Genomic DNA, 20,536 nt, shown 5'->3' on the forward strand with positions numbered 1-20,536 from the left:
TAGTCAACTGAACTGAACATAGGGCTGCTGGCGCGCGAGGGCGTGCCAGCAGCCCTATTCTCGTAAACATGTGTGGGTCCTCGGTCCCGCTGCGCTCACCCTAAGGATGACGCGTTCGGGCCCCGGCCTTGTCCCAACCCTTGAGCGAACGGAGACTACTCGTGACCAACGAGATCCCCACCCTGCGCGACCCCCAGGACCGCAGGCTTCCGCGTATCTCACCGCCCTGCGGCCTCGTCATCTTCGGTATCACCGGTGACCTCGCCCGCAAGAAGTTGCTCCCCGCGATCTACGATCTCGCCAACCGAGGTCTCCTCCACCCCGCGTTTTCTCTGACCGGCTTTGCGCGCCGCGACTGGAGCCCGCAGGATTTCGAGGAATACGTGCGCGCGTCCATCGAGGCGCACACCCGCACCGGATTTAACGAGGGCACGTGGAACCAGCTGCGCTCCGGACTGCGCTTCGTCTCCGGTACCTTCGACGATCCGGAAGCCTACCGTCGCCTCGCCGAGACCGTCGCCGAACTCGACCACTCACGCGGCACCGGCGGCAACCACGCCTTCTATCTGTCCATTCCTCCGTCGTACTTCCCAGTCGTCGCCAAGCACCTGTCGGACACCGGCCTCAACAAGCGACAGGGTCGCGAATGGCGACGCGTCATCATCGAGAAGCCCTTCGGACACGACCTCGAGTCGGCACGCGAGCTTTCCGACGTGATCTCGCAGATCTTCGACGAGAAGGACGTCTTCCGCATCGACCACTACCTGGGCAAGGAAACCGTCCAGAACATCATGGCCATGCGCTTCGCGAACGCCATGTTCGAGCCTCTGTGGAAGGCAAACTACGTCGACTCCGTCCAGATCACGATGGCGGAGGACATCGGCATCGGCACGCGCGCTGGCTACTACGACGGCATCGGCGCAGCCCGCGACATCATTCAGAACCACCTGCTGCAGCTCATGGCGCTGACCGCCATGGAGGAACCCGTGCGCTTCACGCCCGAGGAAATCCGAGCCGAGAAGGAGAAAGTTCTCTCCGCAGTACGCCTGCCCGATGACCTAGCCATCGATACCGCACGCGGCCAGTACGCGGGTGGTTGGCAAGGAGGAGACCGCGTACGCGGTTACCTCGAGGAGGACGGTATCCCCGCCGACTCGACAACCGAGACCTTTGCAGCGATCAAGCTTTTCGTCGACACACGCCGCTGGGCGGGCGTGCCCTTCTATCTGCGTGCAGGCAAGCGCCTCGGCAAGCGCGTCACCGAAATCGCGGTGATCTTCAAGCGCTCGGCACACGTGCCATTCGGCAGCTCGGCCCTCAGCGAATCCGCACAGAATGCGCTCGTTATCCGCGTCCAACCGGACGAAGGCCTGACCCTCAAGCTAGGCGCCAAGGTTCCGGGCACTTCGATGCAGGTGCGCGACGTCACCATGGACTTCGCCTACGGTCACGCGTTCACCGAGGACTCCCCCGAGGCGTACGAGCGGCTCATCCTTGACGCACTCGTCGGTTCCGCTCCCCTGTTCCCGCACCAGCACGAGGTCGAGGCCTCGTGGAAGATCCTCGACCCGATCCTGTCCTTCTGGGAAACCCAGGGGCAGCCCGAGCCCTACACCCCCGGCACCTGGGGTCCCCAATCCGCGCACGACATGTTGGCCCGCGACGGCCGTTTCTGGAGGCTCCCGTGATCATCACCCTGAAGAACACCACGTCCGCCGAGGTCGCATCCCGCATCGTCGAGCTGCGTGACGAGCGCGGATCGGCCGCCCTCAGCCGCGTCCTCACGCTGCTCATCTGCGTGCCCGACCTGATCGATGTCGACAACGCGATCGATGTATCCGACGCGGTCTCGCGCGAGCACCCCTGCCGCGTGATCGTCATCGTCGAGCCCGAGTCCACCGAAGGAACCGCACGCCTCAACGCTCAGATTCGCGTCGGCGACGCGGCGGGATTGTCCGACATCATCATCCTGGAACCGCGCGGCGAGGCAGCATCGAACATTGACTCGCTCGTCATGCCACTGCTCCAGTCGGACACTCCTGTCGTCACCTACTGGCCGGTGGCTCCGCCGCAAAATCCTGGTACGCACCCACTCGGCCGCCTCGCGGTCAAGCGCATCACCGATTCGCGTGCGACCGAATGCCCGATGGCGACGCTGTCCGCGCTGTCGGCCGTCTACACCCCCGGCGACATCGATCTCGCGTGGGCCGGTGTGACGCTGTGGCGTGCGCTGCTAGCCGCCATCGCCGAAGACTTTGATCGCCTGCCGTCCTCGATCCGCGTCGCGGGTAACGCGACGCACCCCTCGCCGTTCCTCGTTGCCGCGTGGCTGCACCACCAGCTGGGCGTACCCGTCGAGCGCGTCGTCGATCCCGGAGCCCTCACGATCACAGACATCACGTTCTTCTTTGATGATGGCTCGACTGTGTCCCTGTCGCGCAGCGCCTCCTCCTCGGTGGCATGCCTCTCACGCCCGGGCCTCGAGGATCGAAGCGTCAACCTGGCACGCCGCTCCGTTCAGGACTCGCTCATGGAAGACCTGCGCCGTCTCGATCCGGACGTCTACTACGGAGAGCTCCTCACCGAGGAGCTGCCGCGGCTAGCTCTGTCCTCTGAAGGCGAGTGACATGGTTTCTGTTCACACGCTCGAGGTTTTTCCAACTATCGACGAGCTGAATGCGGCCGTCGGTCGCGCATTTTTCGCCCGTCTGCGCCAGCTCATTGACGAGGCCGACACCGACGTGCGGGTCAACGTTGCCATTTCCGGCGGAGCTATCACCACGTCCCTTCTCCCCTCGCTGGCACCGCATGTCGATGAGGTTGACTGGTCGCGCATTCGCGTATGGCTGGTCGATGAGCGCTACGTTGCGGCCGGGGATGCGGACCGTAACGACGAGCAGGCCTGGGAAGGATTCTTTCACGCGGCCACCGGCGTGGACCTCGTGCGTATGCCGACCGCCGACACGTGTGCACCCGGCGCTGGTTCTCTCGACAATGCAACCGCGGCGTTTACCCAGACCTGGCGCTCACTCATGGGCGATCATTCCTTCGATATTGCGCTGATCGGAATGGGTCCCGACGGGCACATTTGCTCCCTCTTCCCGGGACGCGTCGACATGGACGAGGCCTCCCCCATCCTGGCGATACGCAACTCGCCCAAGCCCCCGCCTGAGCGCATCACGGTGTCGATGCCCGTTATGCGCGCGTGTGGTGAGGTATGGCTGACGACCGCCGGTGCAGCAAAGGCCGACGCCCTCGGCCGCGCGTTGTCCGGCGCATCGCCCCTCGACCTACCCGTCGCAGGGATCCTCTCCCCGACGACGCACGTTTACCTCGACGAGGCGGCTGCCTCTGGCATCAAACTGGCGTAACGACGGGCTCACCGCACCGCAGATAGAGCGTAGATGGTGACCATCGCCAGCGCCCACAGTCCCATGATAAGTGCATACGGCCACCAGTAGCGCCGCGAGATCGCAATGAACTCACGGATAAAGGCAGTCGGAAAATAATAGCTCGCTGTCTTTGAGCCCAGGCCATCCGCGCTGAAACCCACCGCGCGTGCGTACATCGCAGTGCGGAACACGTGATAGTCACTCGTCACCAACGCGACTCGCTCCGGGGTGCCGTTACTGAGGCGCGCGATCAGATCCCGTGAATACGTCAGGTTCTCCCACGTCGTCGTCGATCGATCCTCCAGGACGATCGCCGAATCTGAAACCCCACGCGAGCGCAGGTACCGCGCCATGGCCTCGGCCTCAGAAATCTCTTCGTCGGCTCCTCGTCCGCCCGACGGAACAAAGACACCCTCTTTGCCTTGATTGACCCATAGCTCGTAAGCCCGATCGACGCGCCCACGCAACAACGGCGTCAGATCCGTGCCGTTCAACCCGGCTCCGTGGATAACGATGAACTCATACTGGCGCTTGCGCGGCAGTGAGCGGTACAACCAGGAATACAGCAGCAGCGCAGTAAAAGACAGGAAAAACCAAGCCCCGCACAGCGTCAGCGCAAATAGGAAGCCGAGGACGAGTCCGGGAGCTTCAACGACAAGCGCAAGCGGAACCGCGAGGAACCAGGCAACAATCGCGCATGCAAACAGCAGCGGCAGCGCGTGCGACAGCGAGAATCCTTCGCGGCGCACCAACTGTACCTCGTTCACGAGCATGAAAATAATGGTGATGAATGGTGCCAGAGCGACAGCGAGGCCGATCGGAAGTGTGATCCACCACTGATCAAGCTGGAATGACAACGCTCCCAGAGCGGACACACATAGGAAAAAGAAGAAGAAAGCGTTGCGGAACTGACGAGGCTCGCGACGGTACGACCATATGAAAATGACTCCCCACACGAGCGTGGGGAGCCATAGCACGATGTCGATCACGACAGATCAGCCGCCGAACTTCGCGAGAAGAACGTATCCGATGATGCATGCCAGCCAAATGAACAGCGTGCCCATCGTAATGCGGTTCAGGTTACGCTCGGCGACACCGGAGGAGCCTGCCGACGAGGAAATACCGCCACCGAACATGTCTGAGAGGCCGCCGCCCTGTCCCTTGTGCATGAGAATGGTCAGGGTCAGCAGGATGCTGGTCAGGAAGATCAGCACGATCAGCACATTGTTCAGAATGGTCACAATCAATCCAGTTTCTATCGCAGGTCGCCCCGACTCGAGGCACATACAACCCTATATTATCCGAGAATGCCGGTGGGGCCAACCGGCACACCGGTTGGCCCCACCTCGCGTCCGCTCCGACCCGGCTCGGGTGGCCGGATGGTACGGGCGCGCGAGCGTTGCTCAGGCGTAGAAGTTCGCCATGGCGGCGAAGGAGTCAGCCTTCAGCGACGCGCCGCCGACGAGACCGCCGTCGACGTCGGGCTGAGCCATGAGCTCCTTGATGTTGCCGGGCTTGGCGGAGCCGCCGTAGAGGATGCGGGTGGACTCGGCGGTCTCGGCGCCGAAGTCCTCGGCCAGGGCGGCGCGGATGGCGCCGCACACTTCCTGAGCATCCTCGGCGGATGCCGTCTCGCCGGTGCCGATGGCCCAGATGGGCTCGTAAGCGATGACGATCTTGGCGACCTCTTCGGCCTTCCAGCCGGCGAGGGCGGCGCGGATCTGGCCGAGCACGAAGTCAACGTAGGTGCCGGCCTTGCGGATCTCGAGGGCCTCGCCGCAGCACAGGATCGGGGTCATACCAGCGTCGAAGACCTTGCGGGCCTTGGCGCCGACGAGCTCGTCGGACTCACCGTGGTACTCGCGGCGCTCGGAGTGGCCCATGACCACGTAGGTGACGCCGAGCTTGGTGAGCATCTCGGTGGAGATTTCACCGGTGTAGGCGCCGTTGTCGTGGATCGAGACGTCCTGGGCGCCGTACTTGATCTGGAGATCATCGGCGTCGACGATGGTCTGAACGGTGCGGATGTCGGTGAACGGCGGGATCACGAGGACCTCGCACTTGGAGTAGTCGTGGCCAGCGTCGGACAGAGCCATCGCCAGGCCCTGGACAAGGTGGTTGGCCTCGAGGTGATCGAGGTTCATCTTCCAGTTGCCGGCCATCAGGGGGGTGCGTGCCATGAGTCAGTCCTCCAGAACTGCAATACCGGGCAGAACCTTGCCCTCGAGGAGCTCGAGGGAGGCGCCACCACCAGTGGAAATGTGGGAGAAGGTGTTCTCGTCGAAGCCGAGCAGGCGCACGGCTGCGGCGGAGTCGCCGCCGCCGATGACGGAGAACATGGAGCCCTTGGACAGGGCTTCGGCGACGGCGCGGGTGCCGCCGGCGAACGCGTCGAATTCGAAGACGCCCATGGGGCCGTTCCAGGCCACCGTCTTGGCGGTCGCGAGCTTGTCAGCGAAGAGCTTCGCGGACTCGGGGCCGATGTCCAGACCCATCTGGTCATCAGGAATAGCGTCGACCTTGACGACGGTCGCGGGCGCGTCAGCCGCGAACTCGGGGGCGACGATGACGTCGACGGGCAGGACGAGGTCGACGCCGCGCTCGGCGGCCTCGGCGATGTAGCCCTTAACGGTGTCGATCTGGTCTTCCTCCAGGAGGGACTTGCCCACCGAGTAGCCCTGAGCGGCGAGGAAGGTGAAGACCATGCCGCCGCCGATGAAGAGCATGTCGGCCTTCTTCAGCAGGTTGGCGATGACGCCGAGCTTGTCGGAGACCTTGGAGCCGCCGAGGACGACGCCGTAGGGGCGCTCGGGGTCGCCGGTCACCTTGGACAGGGACTCGATCTCCTTGAGGACGAGCAGGCCGGCGGCCGAGGGCAGCAGCTTGGCGATGTCGTAGACGGATGCCTGCTTGCGGTGGACGACGCCGAAGCCGTCGGAGACGAACGCGTCGCCGAGCTTGGCGTACTCGCGGGCGAGCTCTTCGCGCTCCTCGTCGACCTTGGAGGTCTCACGGGGATCGAAACGGACGTTTTCGAGCAGGGCGATCTCACCATCACCCAGAGCGGCGACCGTCTCGGCAGCGGAGGGGCCAACGACGTCGGAGGCCAGCGTGACCTTCACGCCGGAAAGCTCAGCGAGGCGCTTGGCGACGGGGGCCAGCGAGAAGGCGGGGTCGACCTTGCCCTTGGGGCGGCCGAGGTGGGCCATGATAACGACCTTGGCACCAGCGTCGGTGAGGGTCTTGAGGGTCGGCAGGGCCGCGCGGATACGGCCATCATCGGTGATGACGCCGTCCTTGAGCGGAACGTTGAAGTCGGAGCGGACGAGGACGCGCTTGCCGCGCAGGTCGCCCAGGGTGGAGATGGTCCTCACGAGGAGTCCTTTCGGTCTGAAGGCGGTGGCGATGTAGGAGATGCCCGTGCACGAGGGTGCACGGGCATCTCGCTGATCAGCTCATGGCTGGTGTATCAGCTGTGTGCTCAGGCGAGCTTGGAGCCGACGAGGGCGGTGAGGCGAACGAGAGCGTTCGAGTAGCCCCACTCGTTGTCGTACCAGGACAGGACCTTGACGAGGTTGCCGATGACCTTGGTCTCGGTGGCGTCGAAGATCGAGGTGTGCGGGTCGCCCACGATGTCCGAGGACACGATCGGATCCTCGGTGTACTCGAGAACACCCTTGAGCTCACCCTCGGCAGCGGCCTTGACGGCAGCCTTAACGGCCTCGACGGAGACCTCCTTCTTCGCGATGAAGGTGAGGTCGGTCAGGGAGCCGGTCGGGGTGGGGACGCGGACGGCGAGGCCATCGAACTTACCCTCAAGCTCGGGCAGGACCAGGGCGACGGCCTGGGCAGCACCGGTCTTGGTGGGGATCATGTTCAGGGCCGCGGCGCGGGCGCGACGCAGGTCCTTGTGAGGAGCGTCGAGGACACGCTGGTCACCCGTGTAGGAGTGGATGGTGGTCATGATGCCGCGCTCGATGCCGAAGTTCTCCTCGAGAACCTTGGCCAGGGGGGCGAGGCAGTTGGTCGTGCAGGAGGCGTTCGACACGATGTTCATCGTGGCGCCATCGTACTTGTCCTCGTTCACGCCCATGACGAAGGTGCCGTCGACGTTCTTCGCGGGAGCGGAGATGACGACCTTCTTGGCGCCAGCGTCCAGGTGAGCCTTGGCCTTCTCACCGTCGGTGAAGAAGCCGGTGGACTCAACGACAACCTCAACGCCGAGCTCGCCCCAGGGCAGGTCGGCGGGGTTACGCTGTGCGAGCACCTTGATGTGCTTGCCGTCGACGACGATGCCCTCGTCATCGTAGGAGACCTCGCCCTGGAAGCGACCCGTGATCGAGTCGTACTTCAGCAGGTGAGCGAGGGTCTTGTTGTCGGTGAGGTCGTTAACGGCGACGATCTCGATGTCCGCGCCCTGCTCGAGAGCAGCGCGGAAGAAGTTGCGGCCGATGCGGCCGAAGCCGTTGATGCCAACGCGGGTGGTCACTATGTTCCTCCTGCTCGTGCCCCTCGCGGGGCACGGTATTCGATGCAACCGGGCGTGCGGGTTGCCAGCCCAGCCCACAGATGTCTGCGGTTCCAGCAGTTCCTAATCTACACCCCAGAGCGTGCTCTGTCACAATCCAATTTGAAAATCTGCACGTGGGGTAATTCTCGTTCAGATCGGGACGAAGCGACAGGAATCAGGGACCTCAGTCCTCATCGAGCATGTCGAGGGTGAGTGCAGATTCGGTGTCCGGAATGCCTCGTTCGTGTGCGACCTTGTCGGCAAGGGCCAGGAGTCGACGGATGCGTCCGGCGACAGCATCCTTGGTGAGCGGCGGATTCGTGTGCTTGCCGAGCTCTTCGAGGGACGCCTGCTTGTACTTCAGCCGCAGGGTACCGGCCTCGAGCAGGTGTGCCGGCACGTCGTCCCCAAGAATCTCGAAAGCTCGCTCAACGCGGGCACCGGCGGCGACCGCGGCACGCGCGGAACGGCGTAGATTCGCATCGTCAAAGTTAGCCAGTCGGTTGGCGCTGCCTCGCGCCTCGCGGCGTTCGCGTCTCTCCTGCCAGGCCTCGAAGGTCTGGGGCGCACCCATCGCGGAAATCAGGGTACCGATCGCATCAGAGTCGCGGACGGACACGCGGTCGGTGCCGCGCACCTCCTTCGATCGCGCTGCTGCTCCCAGCTTGCGCGCACAGCCCACCATCGCGAGAGCCACCTCGGGGCCGGGGCACGTGATTTCGAGCGACGAGGATCGACCGGGCTCCATGAGTGAACCGCGGGCAAGGAAAGCACCTCGCCAAATCGCAGCGGCCTCTGCGGTTCCTGAGGCGACAAGAACGGGTGGCAGGCCACGCACAGGACGGCGCAGTGAATCGACGAGACCAGTCAAGCGAGCGAGCTCGTCGGCCTTGTGAACGACGCGCACAACGTAGCGCTTGCCTCGGCGCAGAGACGATCCGGACACCACGACGACGGAGGACTCGGCGTTGTACAGCGCCTGCAGATAGGTACGCAGGCGTCGCGCGGCGACGGGTGAGTCGAGCTCGGCCTCGACGAGGATGCGACCGCCCACGAGGTGCAGGCCACCCGCAAAACGCAGTGTTGCGCTCACCTCGGCGGCCACCTCGGACGGCGTCGTGATGACGGCGCGCGCCAGCTCGTCCTTCATGTCAGATGTCAGAGACACGGATTCTTCCTCGGGTGTGATGTCGTTTGTCAACAGGCAACAGGTTCTAAGGTAACCACGTTTCAGGCTGTCCGACCTCACCAAGGAAGCCGTCGAATGCGTCACGCAGGGCGGCGGCGAGGCGCAACGGGTCATGATGCGGGGCGCCGTCTCCCGTACGAACCTGGCGCAGAAGAACGCGCGCGCCGAGCTCCTCGGCTGCAACGATGAGCTCGTCAATGTCATCACAGGCCGTGGGGTCTGCCACAACGACGTCAAGCTTGAGCATGGGCGCGTACTCGCGCAGAACACGCACGTGATCGGCGGTTGACATGAGGTCGGTTTCGCCGCGCTGGCGTGCCAGGTTGAGTACGAGCGCGCGGTGCGCGTCCGTCGTCGCGAGCGCGCGGTTGATGTCGGGGACCAGGAGGTGCGGAATAACCGACGTGTACCAGGAGCCAGGACCCAGCACGACCCAGTCGGCCTCGGAGATGGCGTCGGTGACCGCAGAGGGGACCTCGGGGGCTTCAGGCGTGATGCGCACGTGCTCGACGGTGCCGGGGGCGACGGCGACCTTCGATTGACCGGACACGACGTAGCGGCGTCCCCCGTCGTTCATGTCTGCCTCGATGTCAATGGGCGTCGTCGACATGGGCAGGACGCGGCCCTGCGCGCCAAGGAGACGGCCGACCCAGTCGAGGCCCTCAACCGGATCGTCGAGGAGCTGCCACAGGCCAGAGATCAGCAGGTTGCCGAGCGCATGGCCGTTGAGTGGCCCGCTCGTATCCAAGCGTAGCTGCATGACGTCTCGCCAGGTCAGTCCCCACTCGGACTCCTCGCACAGGGATGCAAGGGCCATTCGAAGGTCACCGGGGGGCAGGATCGGCATCTCCTGGCGCAGACGGCCGGAGCTACCACCGTCATCGGCGACGGTCACGACTGCCGTGAGCGCTCGGGTGATGTGGCGCAGTGCGCGCAGGGTGGCGGACAGGCCGTGTCCGCCACCGAGGGCGACGATGTTCTGGCCGGATTCTCCACGTTGAACCCAGCCGGCTGCATCAAGATAGGGCATTAGTCTCTCCCAATGTCACGGTGCATCACGCGAACCGTGTATCCGTGTGTGCGCAGGCGCTTGGCGATCGCCTCGGAGCAAGCAACCGAGCGGTGCTTTCCGCCCGTGCATCCGACGGCGATCGTGACGAATGGCTTCAATTCTGCCAGATACCCGCTCAGCATGGGGGCCAGTAGGTCGGCATATCCGAGAGCAAAATCGCGCGCACCCGGCTGGGAGAGTACGTAGTCGGCGACGGCCTGGTCCTTGCCGGTGAGGTGACGCAGCTCGTCCACCCAGTACGGGTTCTTGAGAAAACGCACGTCAACGACGTGATCGGCGTCGAGTGGGAGGCCGTGCTTGAAACCGAAAGACTCGACGGTCACCTGCAGGGGGTGCTCCTCCCCCGCCACGATGTCACGGATGCGCCGGGTCAAATCGTGGACACTCATGGTGGACGTGTCGATGACCTCATCGGCGGCGCGGCGCAGGGGCGCGAGGAGACGCATCTCGGCCTTGATGCCGTCCATGAGCGTGCCGGCACCCTGGAGCGGATGGGGACGACGGTTGGATTCGTAGCGGCGCACGAGGGTCTCGGGGTTGGCCTCGAGGAAGATAATGCGGTAGGCGATGCCAGCGCCCTTGAGCTGCTCGAGTGTGGCGTCCAGTGTGCGGAAGAAGGTGCGCGAGCGAACGTCTACGCCGACCGCCAGGCGGTGCACGCCGGCCGCGGGGTCATTCGACATCATGCCGACGAGAGCGGGCAGCATAGTCGGCGGCAGGTTGTCGACGACGTACCAGTCCAGATCCTCAAGCGCGCGAGCGGCACCGGTCCGGCCCGCTCCCGAGTAGCCGGTGATGATGAGGACTTCGTTCGAGGCGCGCGGCTCGTACTTCACCCGCATCATGTCGCGCACGGCGATGCCCTCGGGAACCGTGGGAGGGTTCTCCTCGTTCATCGACGAGGCCTGGGCTTGGCGTTCATCGAGGTCGTCCGTGGGTGTGTGGTCGGGCATGGCGTCCTCCTGACGGGTGGGCTGGGCTGGTGGGTGGGAGCGGTTACGCGCAAGGCGCGGGGGCCTCGTCGATGGAGATACCTGCGGCGGCGCGTCTGGCGATGACTCGTGCTTCCTTCGGCGTGCTTGCGGTGGCGGCGACCACGCCGACGCGCCTGCCGGCGCGGCTGATCGGCTTGCCGAAGATACCTACGATGTCGGCGGTGGCCAGGGCGTCGGCCACGCCGTTGTAGACGGGGACGTCGATGGCGCTGGTCGACTTGACGACGGCAGAGGCACCGGGCGTCTTCTGCGTCGTCGAGACGGGCAGGCCCAGGATCGCGCGGGCGTGCAGTTCAAACTCGGACTGTGCTTGCGTCACCATCGTCACCATGCCGGTGTCATGGGGTCGGGGCGAGAGCTCGGAGAACCAGACCTCATCGCCGCGCACGAAGAACTCGACGCCGAAGATGCCCAGGCACGGGCCGTTTCCGGCCTCGGCGAGGGCGTCTGTGACGGCCTTGGCCATCGAACGGGCGGCGTCGTGGGCGGCCTCACTCATGGCCATGGGCTGCCAGGATTCGACGTAGTCACCGCCCTCCTGGCGGTGCCCGATGGGCGCGCAGAAGCTGGTCGTCACCGTGCCCGATGCCGCGTCCCAGGAGCGCACGGTGAGCAGCGTGATCTCGTAGTCGAAGTCGACGCCTTCTTCGACGATGACGACGCCCGTCGTCGCGCGGGCATCTTCCTCTGCGTGGGCCCAGGCGGACGCGGCTTGCTCGGGTCCTGTCACGCGGGACTGGCCGTGCCCTGAGGAGGACATCGTCGGCTTGACGAAGGCGGGGTATCCGACCTCGTCGAGGGCGGTAGCCAGCTCGGCCTCGCTGCGTGCGAATCGGAATGCGGAGGTGCGCACGCCGGACAGGGACGCAGCGAGCGTGCGGATGCGCTGGCGGTCCATCGTGGCCTGGACGGCGAAAGCGTTGGGAACGACGCGCACGCCGCGATCCTCACATGCACTCAGTTCGTCCGTCGCGATGGCCTCCACTTCGGGAACGATAAGGTCGACATCGACGCCGTTGAGCACGTCACGCAAGGCCTCGGGGTCACTCATATCGACAACGCGCGACTCGTCCGCAACCTGCATGGCGGGGGCATTCGGGTAGGAGTCACATGCGATGACGGTGCATCCGTAGCGCTTCAGAGCGATCGTCACTTCCTTACCGAGTTCGCCCGATCCAAGCAGCAGCACGCGCGCCGGCAGCGGCACGGGAAGCGTCAATGTCATGGTGTGTCCTCCCTCGACGATGTCGCAAGCCTATCGCGAATCGTGCGCGCGAGACCGAGTCCCACGCCCTTGACCTCGGCAATGTCCTCCACGGATGCCTCGCGGATCCGCTTAACGGAGCCGAAATGTTTCAGGAGCGCGGCCTGACGGGCAGGTCCAAGCCCTGGGACGGAATCGAGGACCGAGCGACGCTGGGCCTTCGAACGGCGCTTGCGGTGCTTCGTGATTGCGAAGCGGTGGGACTCGTCGCGCAGGTACTGCAGAAGGTAGAGGGCCTCCGACGTGCGCGGCAGGATGAGAGGGAACTCGTCACCTGGGATCCATACCTCCTCCAGGCGCTTTGCCAACCCGACGACGGGCACGTCCGCACCCACGGCGTCCAGAGCGGCTCGCGCGGCATTCACCTGCGGGAGGCCACCATCGACCACAACCAGATCGGGGCGGTAGGAGAAGCGCTTGGGGCGCCCCGTCGTCGCGTCGATGGGACCGGACGCATAGGCGACGCCGTCCTCGTCTTCGCCTTCGACGCCCGCTTCCTCGGCCAGCAGTCGCGAGAAGCGTCGGGTGAGGACTTCGTTCATCGCGCTCGTATCATCTGGCGTCCCACTGCCGTCCTCGCCGCGGATGTTGTAGGTGCGGTAGGCGTCTTTGCGCGGCATGCCGTCCTCGAAAACCACCATGGACGCAACCTGGTTCTCACCGCCTGTGTGCGACACGTCGTAGCACTCGATGCGCAGAGGTGCTGCCGGCAGATCAAGGTTCTCGGCGAGCTGTTCGAGTGCCTTCGAGCGCGCCGTAATGTCGCCCGCCCGCTTCGTGCGGTGCAGAGCCAGGGCCTGCCGGGCATTCTCGGTCACCGTCTCCATGAGCTGAGCCTTTGGACCGCGCTTGGGAACGTGCACGGACACGGACGCGCCGCGCACCTCCCGCAGCCAGCGCGCAATCGTCTCCTTCTCCTCTGGCTCGACGGATACGAGCACCTCGCGCGGAATCGCCGATGTGGGCGTGTGCGCGACATCGTCCACGCTGACGGCCGCTACCTTGGCGGCCTTCCCGGCCCCGGCCTCGTCTGTCGACGCCGACGAGTACACCTGCTCGAGGAGGCGAGCCATGAGCGCGGCATCGTCCGCACCGTCCACGCGCTCAATCACCCAGCCGCGCGTGCCTCGGATGCGCCCACCGCGCACGTGGAAGACGTGTACCGCCGCGTCCAGGTCGTCGCTGACGAGGGAGAATACGTCCGCGTCAGAGCCATCATCCAGCACGACCGCGTTGCGCTCCAGCACCGTGCGCAGCGCCTTGACGTCATCGCGCAGCTTCGCCGCACGCTCGAAGTTCAGCTCCGCCGACGCCTGGCGCATCTGCTCCTCCAGGTCACGGATGACGGGCCCCGTACGACCCTCCATGAACTGACACAACCCTTCGGCGAGCTCGCGATGCTCCTCCATCGAAATACGGCCCACGCACGGCGCCGCACACTTATCGATGTAGCCGAGCAGGCACGGACGTCCCTGCGCCTTCGCCCGCTGGAACACGCCCGCCGAGCATGAGCGCATCGGAAACACTCGCAGGAGTTGATCGATCGTTTCGCGAATCGCCCACACCTGCGTGTACGGACCAAAGTAGCGCGACACCGCGCGCTTGCGTTCACGCGTGACCTGCACCCGGGGGAAACGCTCCCCCATCGACACCGCCAGGTACGGGTAGGACTTGTCGTCCTTAAACATGACGTTGAAGCGCGGATTGAATTCCTTAATCCACGTGAACTCCAGCGTGAGGGCCTCCACCTCGGAGCGCACAACGGTCCACTGGACGGCGCTCGCGGTTGTCACCATCTGCTGGGTGCGCGGATGCAGATTCGCCAGGTCCTGGAAGTAGTTCGTCAGGCGATTGCGCAGGTTCTTGGCCTTGCCGACGTAGATGACGCGGCCCTGCGGGTCGGAGAATCGGTAGACGCCCGGCGAGGTCGGAATATCTCCCGTGCGGGGTCGGTACGTCGAAGGATCAGCCACGCTCCCAGGGTACGAGGCCGGGGCTGGGTGCGCCCGATGCCCACCGCGGGCGTGCTCTATGTCATGAAACCTTTGAATATTGAAACCAATACGCGCGCTCGCCACCTGTAGGCATATACTGGTCTTGGTTACGAATTGACCCATTCTTGACCAATGAGTACAGCTCTCCCACTAAGAAGGACGTTCATGTTCACCTCCACTCAAGAGGTCGCAGACTTTATCTCCGAGCAGAACATTGAACTCGTCGACGTGCGCTTCTGCGACGTCCCCGGGGTTCAGCAGCACTTTACGATCCCCGTGAGCGAATTCTTGGACGCCGCATTGTCGGACGGCCTGATGTTCGACGGCTCCTCGGTGCGCGGCTTTACCGCGATTCACGAGTCCGACATGAAGCTCATCCCGGACATCTCCTCCGCGTTCGTGGACCCGTTCCGCGATCGCAAGACCCTGGTCGTCAACTTCTCGATCGTCGACCCCTTCACTGACGAGCCCTTCTCTCGCGACCCGCGTCAGGTGGCCGCGAAGGCCGAGGCCTACCTGCGCTCGACCGGGATCGCGGACGAGTGCTTCATCGGCGCCGAGGCAGAGTTCTACCTCTTCGACGACGTGCGCTACCAGGTCACCCCGAACAACACCTTCTTCTCCGTCGACTCGCCCGAGGCGTACTGGAACACCGGTCGCGTCGAAGAGGGCGGCAACATGGGCTACAAAGTGGCCGTCAAGGGCGGTTACTTCCCCGTCTCCCCCGCCGACAAGTACGCCGACGTGCGCGACGAGATGAGCCGCCTCCTTGAGGAGGTCGGCCTGACGATTGAGCGCGCCCACCACGAGGTCGGCTCGGGCGGCCAGCAGGAGATCAACTACCGCTTCGCGACGCTGCAGACTGCGGCCGACGACATGATGAAGTTCAAGTACGTCATTAAGAACGCCGCCCTTGAGTTCGGCCATTCCGCGACCTTCATGCCCAAGCCGCTGTTCGGTGACAATGGCTCGGGTATGCACACCCACATGTCGCTGTGGAAGAACGGCGAGCCCCTCTTCTACGACGAGCGCGGTTACGGTTCCCTGTCCGACACGGCCCGCTGGTTCATCGGCGGTCTGCTCGAGCACGCGCCCGCGCTCCTCGCCTTCACGAACCCGTCGGTGAACTCCTTCCGACGCCTGGTTCCCGGTTTTGAGGCTCCGATCAACCTCGTGTACTCGGCGCGCAACCGCTCCGCGTGCATCCGCATCCCCGTCACGGGCACATCCCCCAAGGCCAAGCGCGTGGAGTACCGCGTGCCGGACCCGAGCGCGAACCCCTACCTGGCGTTCTCCGCGTGCCTCATGGCGGGCATCGACGGCATCAAGCGCCGCATCGAGCCGGCCGCGCCGATCGACAAGGACCTGTACGAGCTGCCCCCGGCCGAGTACCAGGACATCGCGAAGCTGCCGAGCTCCCTCGAGGCCGCCCTCGACGCACTGCGCGAGGACCACGAGTTCCTCACCGAGGGCGACGTCTTCACGCAGGACCTCATCGACACCTGGCTCGAATACAAGGAGACCAACGAGGTCGCCCCGATGCGTGCCTACCCGCACCCCTTCGAGTACCAGCTCTACTACGACCTGTGATCTAATCGTCACTCAGCGGCCCCCGCCCCGATTATGGGGCGGGGGCCGCGCCATACCCAGTAGACTCACAACGGACCTGTTGTTCAGTCTTTGAACCGATACCCAGGAGGACACGATGAAGCGCATGCGCGATGGCTCGTACACGATCAAGCCGACGTACAAGGTCGGCGACCATGACATCGTGCCCGACATGCTGGCCAAGCGGGCCCTCACCCACCCGCACCAGGTGTGCGTCGAGCAGCGCTCCTCCGTCGGCTCCACCCGCTCTCTGACCGCCGGCGAGCTCCAGCGCCAGGTCGAGTACACCGCCTGTGGCCTCATCGGCCTCGGCGTGCAGGCAGGTGACGCGGTCGCAATCCTGGCCCCGACCTCGTACGAGTGGCTCCTCCTCGATCTCGCGCTGCTCTCGATCGGCGCAATCACCGTCCCGATCTACGAATCCGACTCAGCCGCCCAGATCGAGCACATCCTCACCGACGCACACGTGACCCGCGTCTTCACGGCCACGACGCAGCAGGCCGAGCTCGTGCACTCGGTCGCCCCCGGACACACCGTTGCCATCGATTCCTTCGATCGCGGCGCACAGCGCATGATCGCCCGCGCCGCCACCGGCATCACCATCGAGAACGTCGAGCAGCGCCGCGCCACCATCTCGTCTTCGGATATCGCAACCATCATCTACACCTCGGGGACGACCGGTAACCCCAAGGGCGTCGCCCTCACGCACGCGAATTTCGTGGCCACCGCGCAAGGTGCGCGCCAGGTCCTTGGCGAGGTGATCGACTCGCCCGAGACACGCCTGCTCCTCTTCCTCCCTGTCGCCCACGTGCTCGCCCGCCTCGTCATGCACGTCATCCTGTCCGGCCAGGGCGTGCTCGGGTTCTCTCCCAGCATCAAGAACCTGCTGCCGGACATCCAGGCTTTCAAGCCGTCCGTGCTCCTCGTCGTCCCCCGCGTCCTCGAAAAGGTCTACAACGCAGCCTCCTCCAAGGCGGGCGGCGGCATCAAGGGCCGCATGTTCGCGTGGAGCGCCAAGCAGGCACGCACCTACTCGATCGCCTCTGAGAAGACCTTCGGACCCGGCATGTTCAAGAAGATGCGCCATGGCATCGCCGATGCGCTCGTCCTGAAGAAGATCCGCGCCATCCTCGGACCCAACCTGCGCTACATCGTCTCCGGCGGCGCACCCCTGGCCACCGATCTCGCGCACTTCTACGCCGGCATGGGACTCACCCTCATCCAGGGTTACGGCCTGTCCGAGACGACCGGACCGATCGCTGTCCAGCACATCGGCAAGAATCCCGTCGGTGGCGTCGGACTCCCCTTGCCCGGCAACTTCATTAAGACAGCCAAGGATGGGGAGATCCTCGTGCGCGGCCAGTCGGTGATGCCCGGCTACTACCACCTGCCTGAGCAGACCGCCGAGGTCATGCCCGACGGCAAGTGGTTCCACACCGGCGACCTGGGTTCCATCGACCGCAAGGGGCAGCTGACCATCACCGGCCGCAAGAAGGAACTCATCGTCACCGCGGGCGGAAAGAACGTCTCCCCCGAGGTCCTTGAGGACTCCCTCGCCACGCACCCGCTCGTCGCCAACGTCATTGTCGTGGGCGATCAGCGCCCCTACGTCGGAGCCCTGTTCACGCTCGACGCCGACATGCTGCCCGACTGGCTTGCCAAGCACGGTCTGCCGCAGTGCTCGCCCACCGAGGCCGCCGAGCTGCCCGCCGTGCGCGAGTCACTCGAGAAGGCCGTCGAACGCGCCAACAAGGCCGTCTCTCGCGCAGAGTCGATCCGCAAGTTCCGCATTATTGACGCCACCTTCACCGTCGCGAACGGCTACGTGACCCCATCGATGAAGCTGCGCCGTCGCAAGGTGCTCACCGACTATGCGCACGAGGTCGACGCCCTGTACGGCGGCCCCGTCTCCGCCGAGCCGGCGAAGAAGCGTGGTTTCTTCCACCGCTCCAAGAAGAACTGATTCCACCAACACAGCGCAGCGCGCTCACCCCACGAAAGGACCGCAATGACGGTACGCAGGCTCGCAGACGGCTCTTGGGAGTCGATCGCAACGCGAGAGGCCACCGAGGACATGAACCTGCCGAAGATGCTCCACCAGCGCGTGGCATCTCACCCCGGCCAGGTCGCGATTGAGCGGCGTTCCAACGTCGGCGCGTGGCGCCGGGTCACCATGGAGACGTTCCTGGGCGAAGCCGACTCAATCGCACGCGGTCTCATCGGCATGGGCCTCGAGGCCGGCGAGCACCTGGCGATCCTGGCGCCCACCTCCTACGAGTGGGCACTTATCGATGTGGCCGCACTGTCCTGTGGTGCCATCACGGTCCCGATCTACGAGACGGACTCTGCGTCCCAGATCGCGCATATTTTGACTGATGCTGATGTACGTATCGTCATCACGGCGACCACCCAGCAGGCCGAGCTGGTCGAGTCCGTGCGTACCGAGGGCGTCCGTCATATCCTCTCCCTCGACCGCGGTGCCGAGCGAGTGCTGACGGGCGCCGCTCAGGGGGTCACGGTCGAGCAGGTGCGCGAGCGCACCGACGCCGTCAAGCTGAGCGACGAGGCGACAGTTATCTACACCTCCGGCACGACGGGCATGCCCAAGGGCGTTGTCCTCACGCACGGCAACTTCATTTCGCCGATGCTGCAGGCCTACGACTTCCTGCCGGTGCTCATCAACGACCCGAAGTCTCGCTCCCTCCTCTTCCTGCCGGTTGCCCACGTGCTCGCGCGCTTCGTCATGTACTGCCTGCTCGCGGGGCAAGGCGTCACCGCGTTCTCCCCCGACACTCGTAATCTCGTGAACGATATTGCGACATTCAAACCGACGATGCTCCTCGTGGTTCCGCGCGTCATGGAGAAGGTCTACAACGCTGCGGCCGCGAAGGCGGGCGGCGGCGTGAAGGGCCGCATGTTCGCCTGGGCAGCCAAGCAGGCACGCGCACTTTCTCGGGCCACCGCTTACGTGGATTCTCCCCTGCCCGAGTCCGCCGTTGCGGGTCCCGGCCCCGACACCACACCCGTCCCCGACGCGTCAGCAATGCCCTCACCCGGTCCGTCGACCGCGCTGAAGCTGCGCGGCCGTGTCGCCGACGCACTTGTCTTGTCGAAGGTCCGCGCAATCCTGGGCCCGAACCTGCATACCATCATTTCGGGCGGTGCTCCCTTGGCCCTCGACCTCGCGAACTTCTATCGCGGCCTGGGCATCACGCTCCTGCAGGGATATGGCCTCTCCGAGACGACCGGCCCGATCTCCGTGGAGACGCCGCAGGACTTCCCGCCGGACTCGGTGGGCTTCCCCTGGCCCGGCAACCGGATGAAGATCGCTCCCGACGGCGAGCTGCTCGTCCAGGGCATCTCCGTGTCGAAGGGCTATCACAACCTGCCCGAGGCCACGGCCGAGGCCTACGTCGACGGCTGGTTCAAGACGGGCGACCTCGCGTCGATTGACGATCGCGGTCACCTGCGCATCACGGGTCGCAAGAAGGAACTCATCGTCACCGCGGGCGGCAAGAACGTCTCCCCCGAGATCCTCGAAGAGTCGCTGTCGACGCACCCGCTCATCGCGAACATCGTCGTGGTGGGCGACAACCGCCCCTACATCGGCGCGCTCATCGCCCTGGACACGGAGATGCTGCCCGAGTGGCTGGCCACTCACGGCCTGCCCGTCGTGGATGCCGCGCAGGCCGCGAACCTGCCCGAAGTGCGTGAGTCTTTGGAGAAGGCGATCGCCCGCGCCAACAAGGCAGTCTCGCGCGCCGAGTCAATCCGCCGCTACCGCATCGTCAATGCGGCCTTCACCGTCGAGAACGGCTACTTGACGCCCTCCCTCAAGCTCAAGCGACGCCGCGTCCTAGCGGACTACGCCGACGAGGTCGACGCCCTGTACGCCTCGGGCGAGGCTGCGAAGAGCCAGGAGTAACCCGGCGACCAGCCCAGGGATCCCGATCCGACGAAACGGCCCCGGCCTCGTAACATACGAGGCCGGGGCCACTTCGTGCTTTGAACGTCTCCTAGTCTCGACTGTTGCGACCGGCGACAAACGCACCAAATAGCGCAAGCAGGACCGCGACACCCGCGACAGGCAGCGGGATCCAGTACGCCAGGCGATACGCGAACTCCATGATCGCGGCCACGACCAGGCCGACGAGCAGGAACAGGTGGAATGCGCGCGACCAGGCGAAACCGCCGGAGCCGTCTTTCCACAGGGACGCGAGCGTGATCAGGACGAAGGTGCCCGCGAGAATGTAGAGCGCACCGACCATCGACATCTGCCACGTGTGGCGGGCCTCCGCCTGCGCGAGCACGCACATGCTGAGATTTCCGATACCAGCCACAAAGCCGCACGAGAGCCCAAAGACGCGTGAGCGTCCGGCCGAACGCGCCATGAGGGCCTGCACCGTGATGGCAACAGAGACGCCGATCAGCAGGAGAACGATCAGATGGACCCATCCGGGCCAGTAGTACATGTGGCCGTAGTAGCGCATGGGCCCATCCTAACCGCTCCCG

At 64.9% G+C, this 20,536-nt stretch carries 17 protein-coding genes; 6 read left to right on the forward strand and 11 right to left on the reverse strand.

What is annotated here, in order from left to right; all coding sequences use genetic code 11:
* The first annotated feature begins 161 nt into the window (after positions 1-161).
* The 3 genes from zwf to pgl are packed head-to-tail and all read left to right on the forward strand — an operon-like array spanning position 162 to position 3,371.
* Positions 162-1,688 (forward strand): glucose-6-phosphate dehydrogenase, encoded by a 1,527-nt coding sequence (zwf, locus tag HMPREF1478_RS08660; RefSeq protein WP_016461694.1) that lies wholly within the window; start codon positions 162-164, stop codon positions 1,686-1,688.
* Positions 1,685-2,626 carry a glucose-6-phosphate dehydrogenase assembly protein OpcA gene (locus HMPREF1478_RS08665; protein WP_016461695.1) on the forward strand — a complete coding sequence of 314 codons (942 nt, stop codon included), beginning with the start codon at positions 1,685-1,687 and terminating at the stop codon, positions 2,624-2,626. The genes zwf and HMPREF1478_RS08665 overlap by 4 nt, the downstream gene beginning before the upstream one ends.
* Position 2,627: 1 nt before the next feature.
* The gene (pgl, locus tag HMPREF1478_RS08670; protein ID WP_016461696.1) at positions 2,628-3,371 is read left to right on the forward strand and encodes a 6-phosphogluconolactonase; all 744 of its coding nucleotides are present in this window, start codon (positions 2,628-2,630) and stop codon (positions 3,369-3,371) included.
* A gap of 8 nt (positions 3,372-3,379) precedes the next feature.
* On the opposite strand, the gene HMPREF1478_RS08675 is transcribed toward pgl, so the two are convergent.
* The 10 genes from HMPREF1478_RS08675 to uvrC all read right to left on the reverse strand — a co-directional run bounded on the left by HMPREF1478_RS08675 (position 3,380) and on the right by uvrC (position 14,395).
* Complete coding sequence (locus tag HMPREF1478_RS08675) at positions 3,380-4,381, reverse strand: YdcF family protein (RefSeq protein WP_016461697.1); 1,002 nt, start codon at positions 4,379-4,381, stop codon at positions 3,380-3,382.
* 6 nt (positions 4,382-4,387) lie between these two features.
* Positions 4,388-4,633, reverse strand: a complete 246-nt coding sequence (gene secG, locus HMPREF1478_RS08680; RefSeq protein ID WP_034475601.1) for a preprotein translocase subunit SecG — start codon at positions 4,631-4,633, stop codon at positions 4,388-4,390.
* 162 nt (positions 4,634-4,795) lie between these two features.
* Positions 4,796-5,572: a triose-phosphate isomerase gene (tpiA, locus tag HMPREF1478_RS08685; protein WP_016461699.1), complete on the reverse strand. Its 777-nt coding sequence runs from the start codon at positions 5,570-5,572 to the stop codon at positions 4,796-4,798.
* A 3-nt stretch (positions 5,573-5,575) separates the two neighbouring features.
* Positions 5,576-6,766 carry a phosphoglycerate kinase gene (locus HMPREF1478_RS08690; RefSeq protein WP_016461700.1) on the reverse strand — a complete coding sequence of 397 codons (1,191 nt, stop codon included), beginning with the start codon at positions 6,764-6,766 and terminating at the stop codon, positions 5,576-5,578.
* Between the two features lie 107 nt (positions 6,767-6,873).
* Positions 6,874-7,881, reverse strand: a complete 1,008-nt coding sequence (gene gap / locus HMPREF1478_RS08695; protein ID WP_016461701.1) for a type I glyceraldehyde-3-phosphate dehydrogenase — start codon at positions 7,879-7,881, stop codon at positions 6,874-6,876.
* A 205-nt stretch (positions 7,882-8,086) separates the two neighbouring features.
* Positions 8,087-9,070 carry a DNA-binding protein WhiA gene (gene whiA, locus HMPREF1478_RS08700; RefSeq protein WP_016461702.1) on the reverse strand — a complete coding sequence of 328 codons (984 nt, stop codon included), beginning with the start codon at positions 9,068-9,070 and terminating at the stop codon, positions 8,087-8,089.
* Positions 9,071-9,116: 46 nt separating this feature from the next.
* Entirely contained in the window at positions 9,117-10,121 is a 1,005-nt protein-coding gene (locus HMPREF1478_RS08705) for a gluconeogenesis factor YvcK family protein (protein ID WP_016461703.1), read from the reverse strand.
* Positions 10,121-11,116 carry an RNase adapter RapZ gene (gene rapZ / locus HMPREF1478_RS08710; RefSeq protein ID WP_016461704.1) on the reverse strand — a complete coding sequence of 332 codons (996 nt, stop codon included), beginning with the start codon at positions 11,114-11,116 and terminating at the stop codon, positions 10,121-10,123. Before rapZ ends, HMPREF1478_RS08705 begins: the two co-directional genes overlap by 1 nt.
* Before the next feature lie 43 nt (positions 11,117-11,159).
* Entirely contained in the window at positions 11,160-12,383 is a 1,224-nt protein-coding gene (gene purT, locus HMPREF1478_RS08715) for a formate-dependent phosphoribosylglycinamide formyltransferase (RefSeq protein WP_016461705.1), read from the reverse strand.
* On the reverse strand, positions 12,380-14,395 hold the full coding sequence (uvrC, locus tag HMPREF1478_RS08720) for an excinuclease ABC subunit UvrC (protein WP_016461706.1): 2,016 nt from the start codon (positions 14,393-14,395) through the stop codon (positions 12,380-12,382). Before uvrC ends, purT begins: the two co-directional genes overlap by 4 nt.
* Before the next feature lie 186 nt (positions 14,396-14,581).
* Here uvrC and glnA point away from each other — a divergent pair, with 186 nt between their 5' ends.
* The 3 genes from glnA (at position 14,582) to HMPREF1478_RS08735 (ending at position 19,949) form a co-directional block, all read left to right on the forward strand.
* Positions 14,582-16,006 (forward strand): type I glutamate--ammonia ligase, encoded by a 1,425-nt coding sequence (gene glnA, locus HMPREF1478_RS08725; protein WP_016461707.1) that lies wholly within the window; start codon positions 14,582-14,584, stop codon positions 16,004-16,006.
* Positions 16,007-16,121: 115 nt separating this feature from the next.
* Positions 16,122-17,987, forward strand: coding sequence for an AMP-dependent synthetase/ligase (locus HMPREF1478_RS08730; RefSeq protein WP_016461708.1), 1,866 nt, complete (start codon positions 16,122-16,124; stop codon positions 17,985-17,987).
* Between the two features lie 45 nt (positions 17,988-18,032).
* Positions 18,033-19,949, forward strand: coding sequence for an AMP-dependent synthetase/ligase (locus HMPREF1478_RS08735; RefSeq protein ID WP_016461709.1), 1,917 nt, complete (start codon positions 18,033-18,035; stop codon positions 19,947-19,949).
* A gap of 91 nt (positions 19,950-20,040) precedes the next feature.
* Here the strand turns inward: HMPREF1478_RS08735 and HMPREF1478_RS08740 are convergent, their stop codons facing one another.
* Positions 20,041-20,514, reverse strand: a complete 474-nt coding sequence (locus tag HMPREF1478_RS08740) for a hypothetical protein (protein WP_016461710.1) — start codon at positions 20,512-20,514, stop codon at positions 20,041-20,043.
* Between the last annotated feature and the right edge of the window lie 22 nt (positions 20,515-20,536).

The organism is Actinomyces sp. HPA0247 (assembly GCA_000411415.1).
Taxonomy (GTDB): domain Bacteria; phylum Actinomycetota; class Actinomycetes; order Actinomycetales; family Actinomycetaceae; genus Pauljensenia.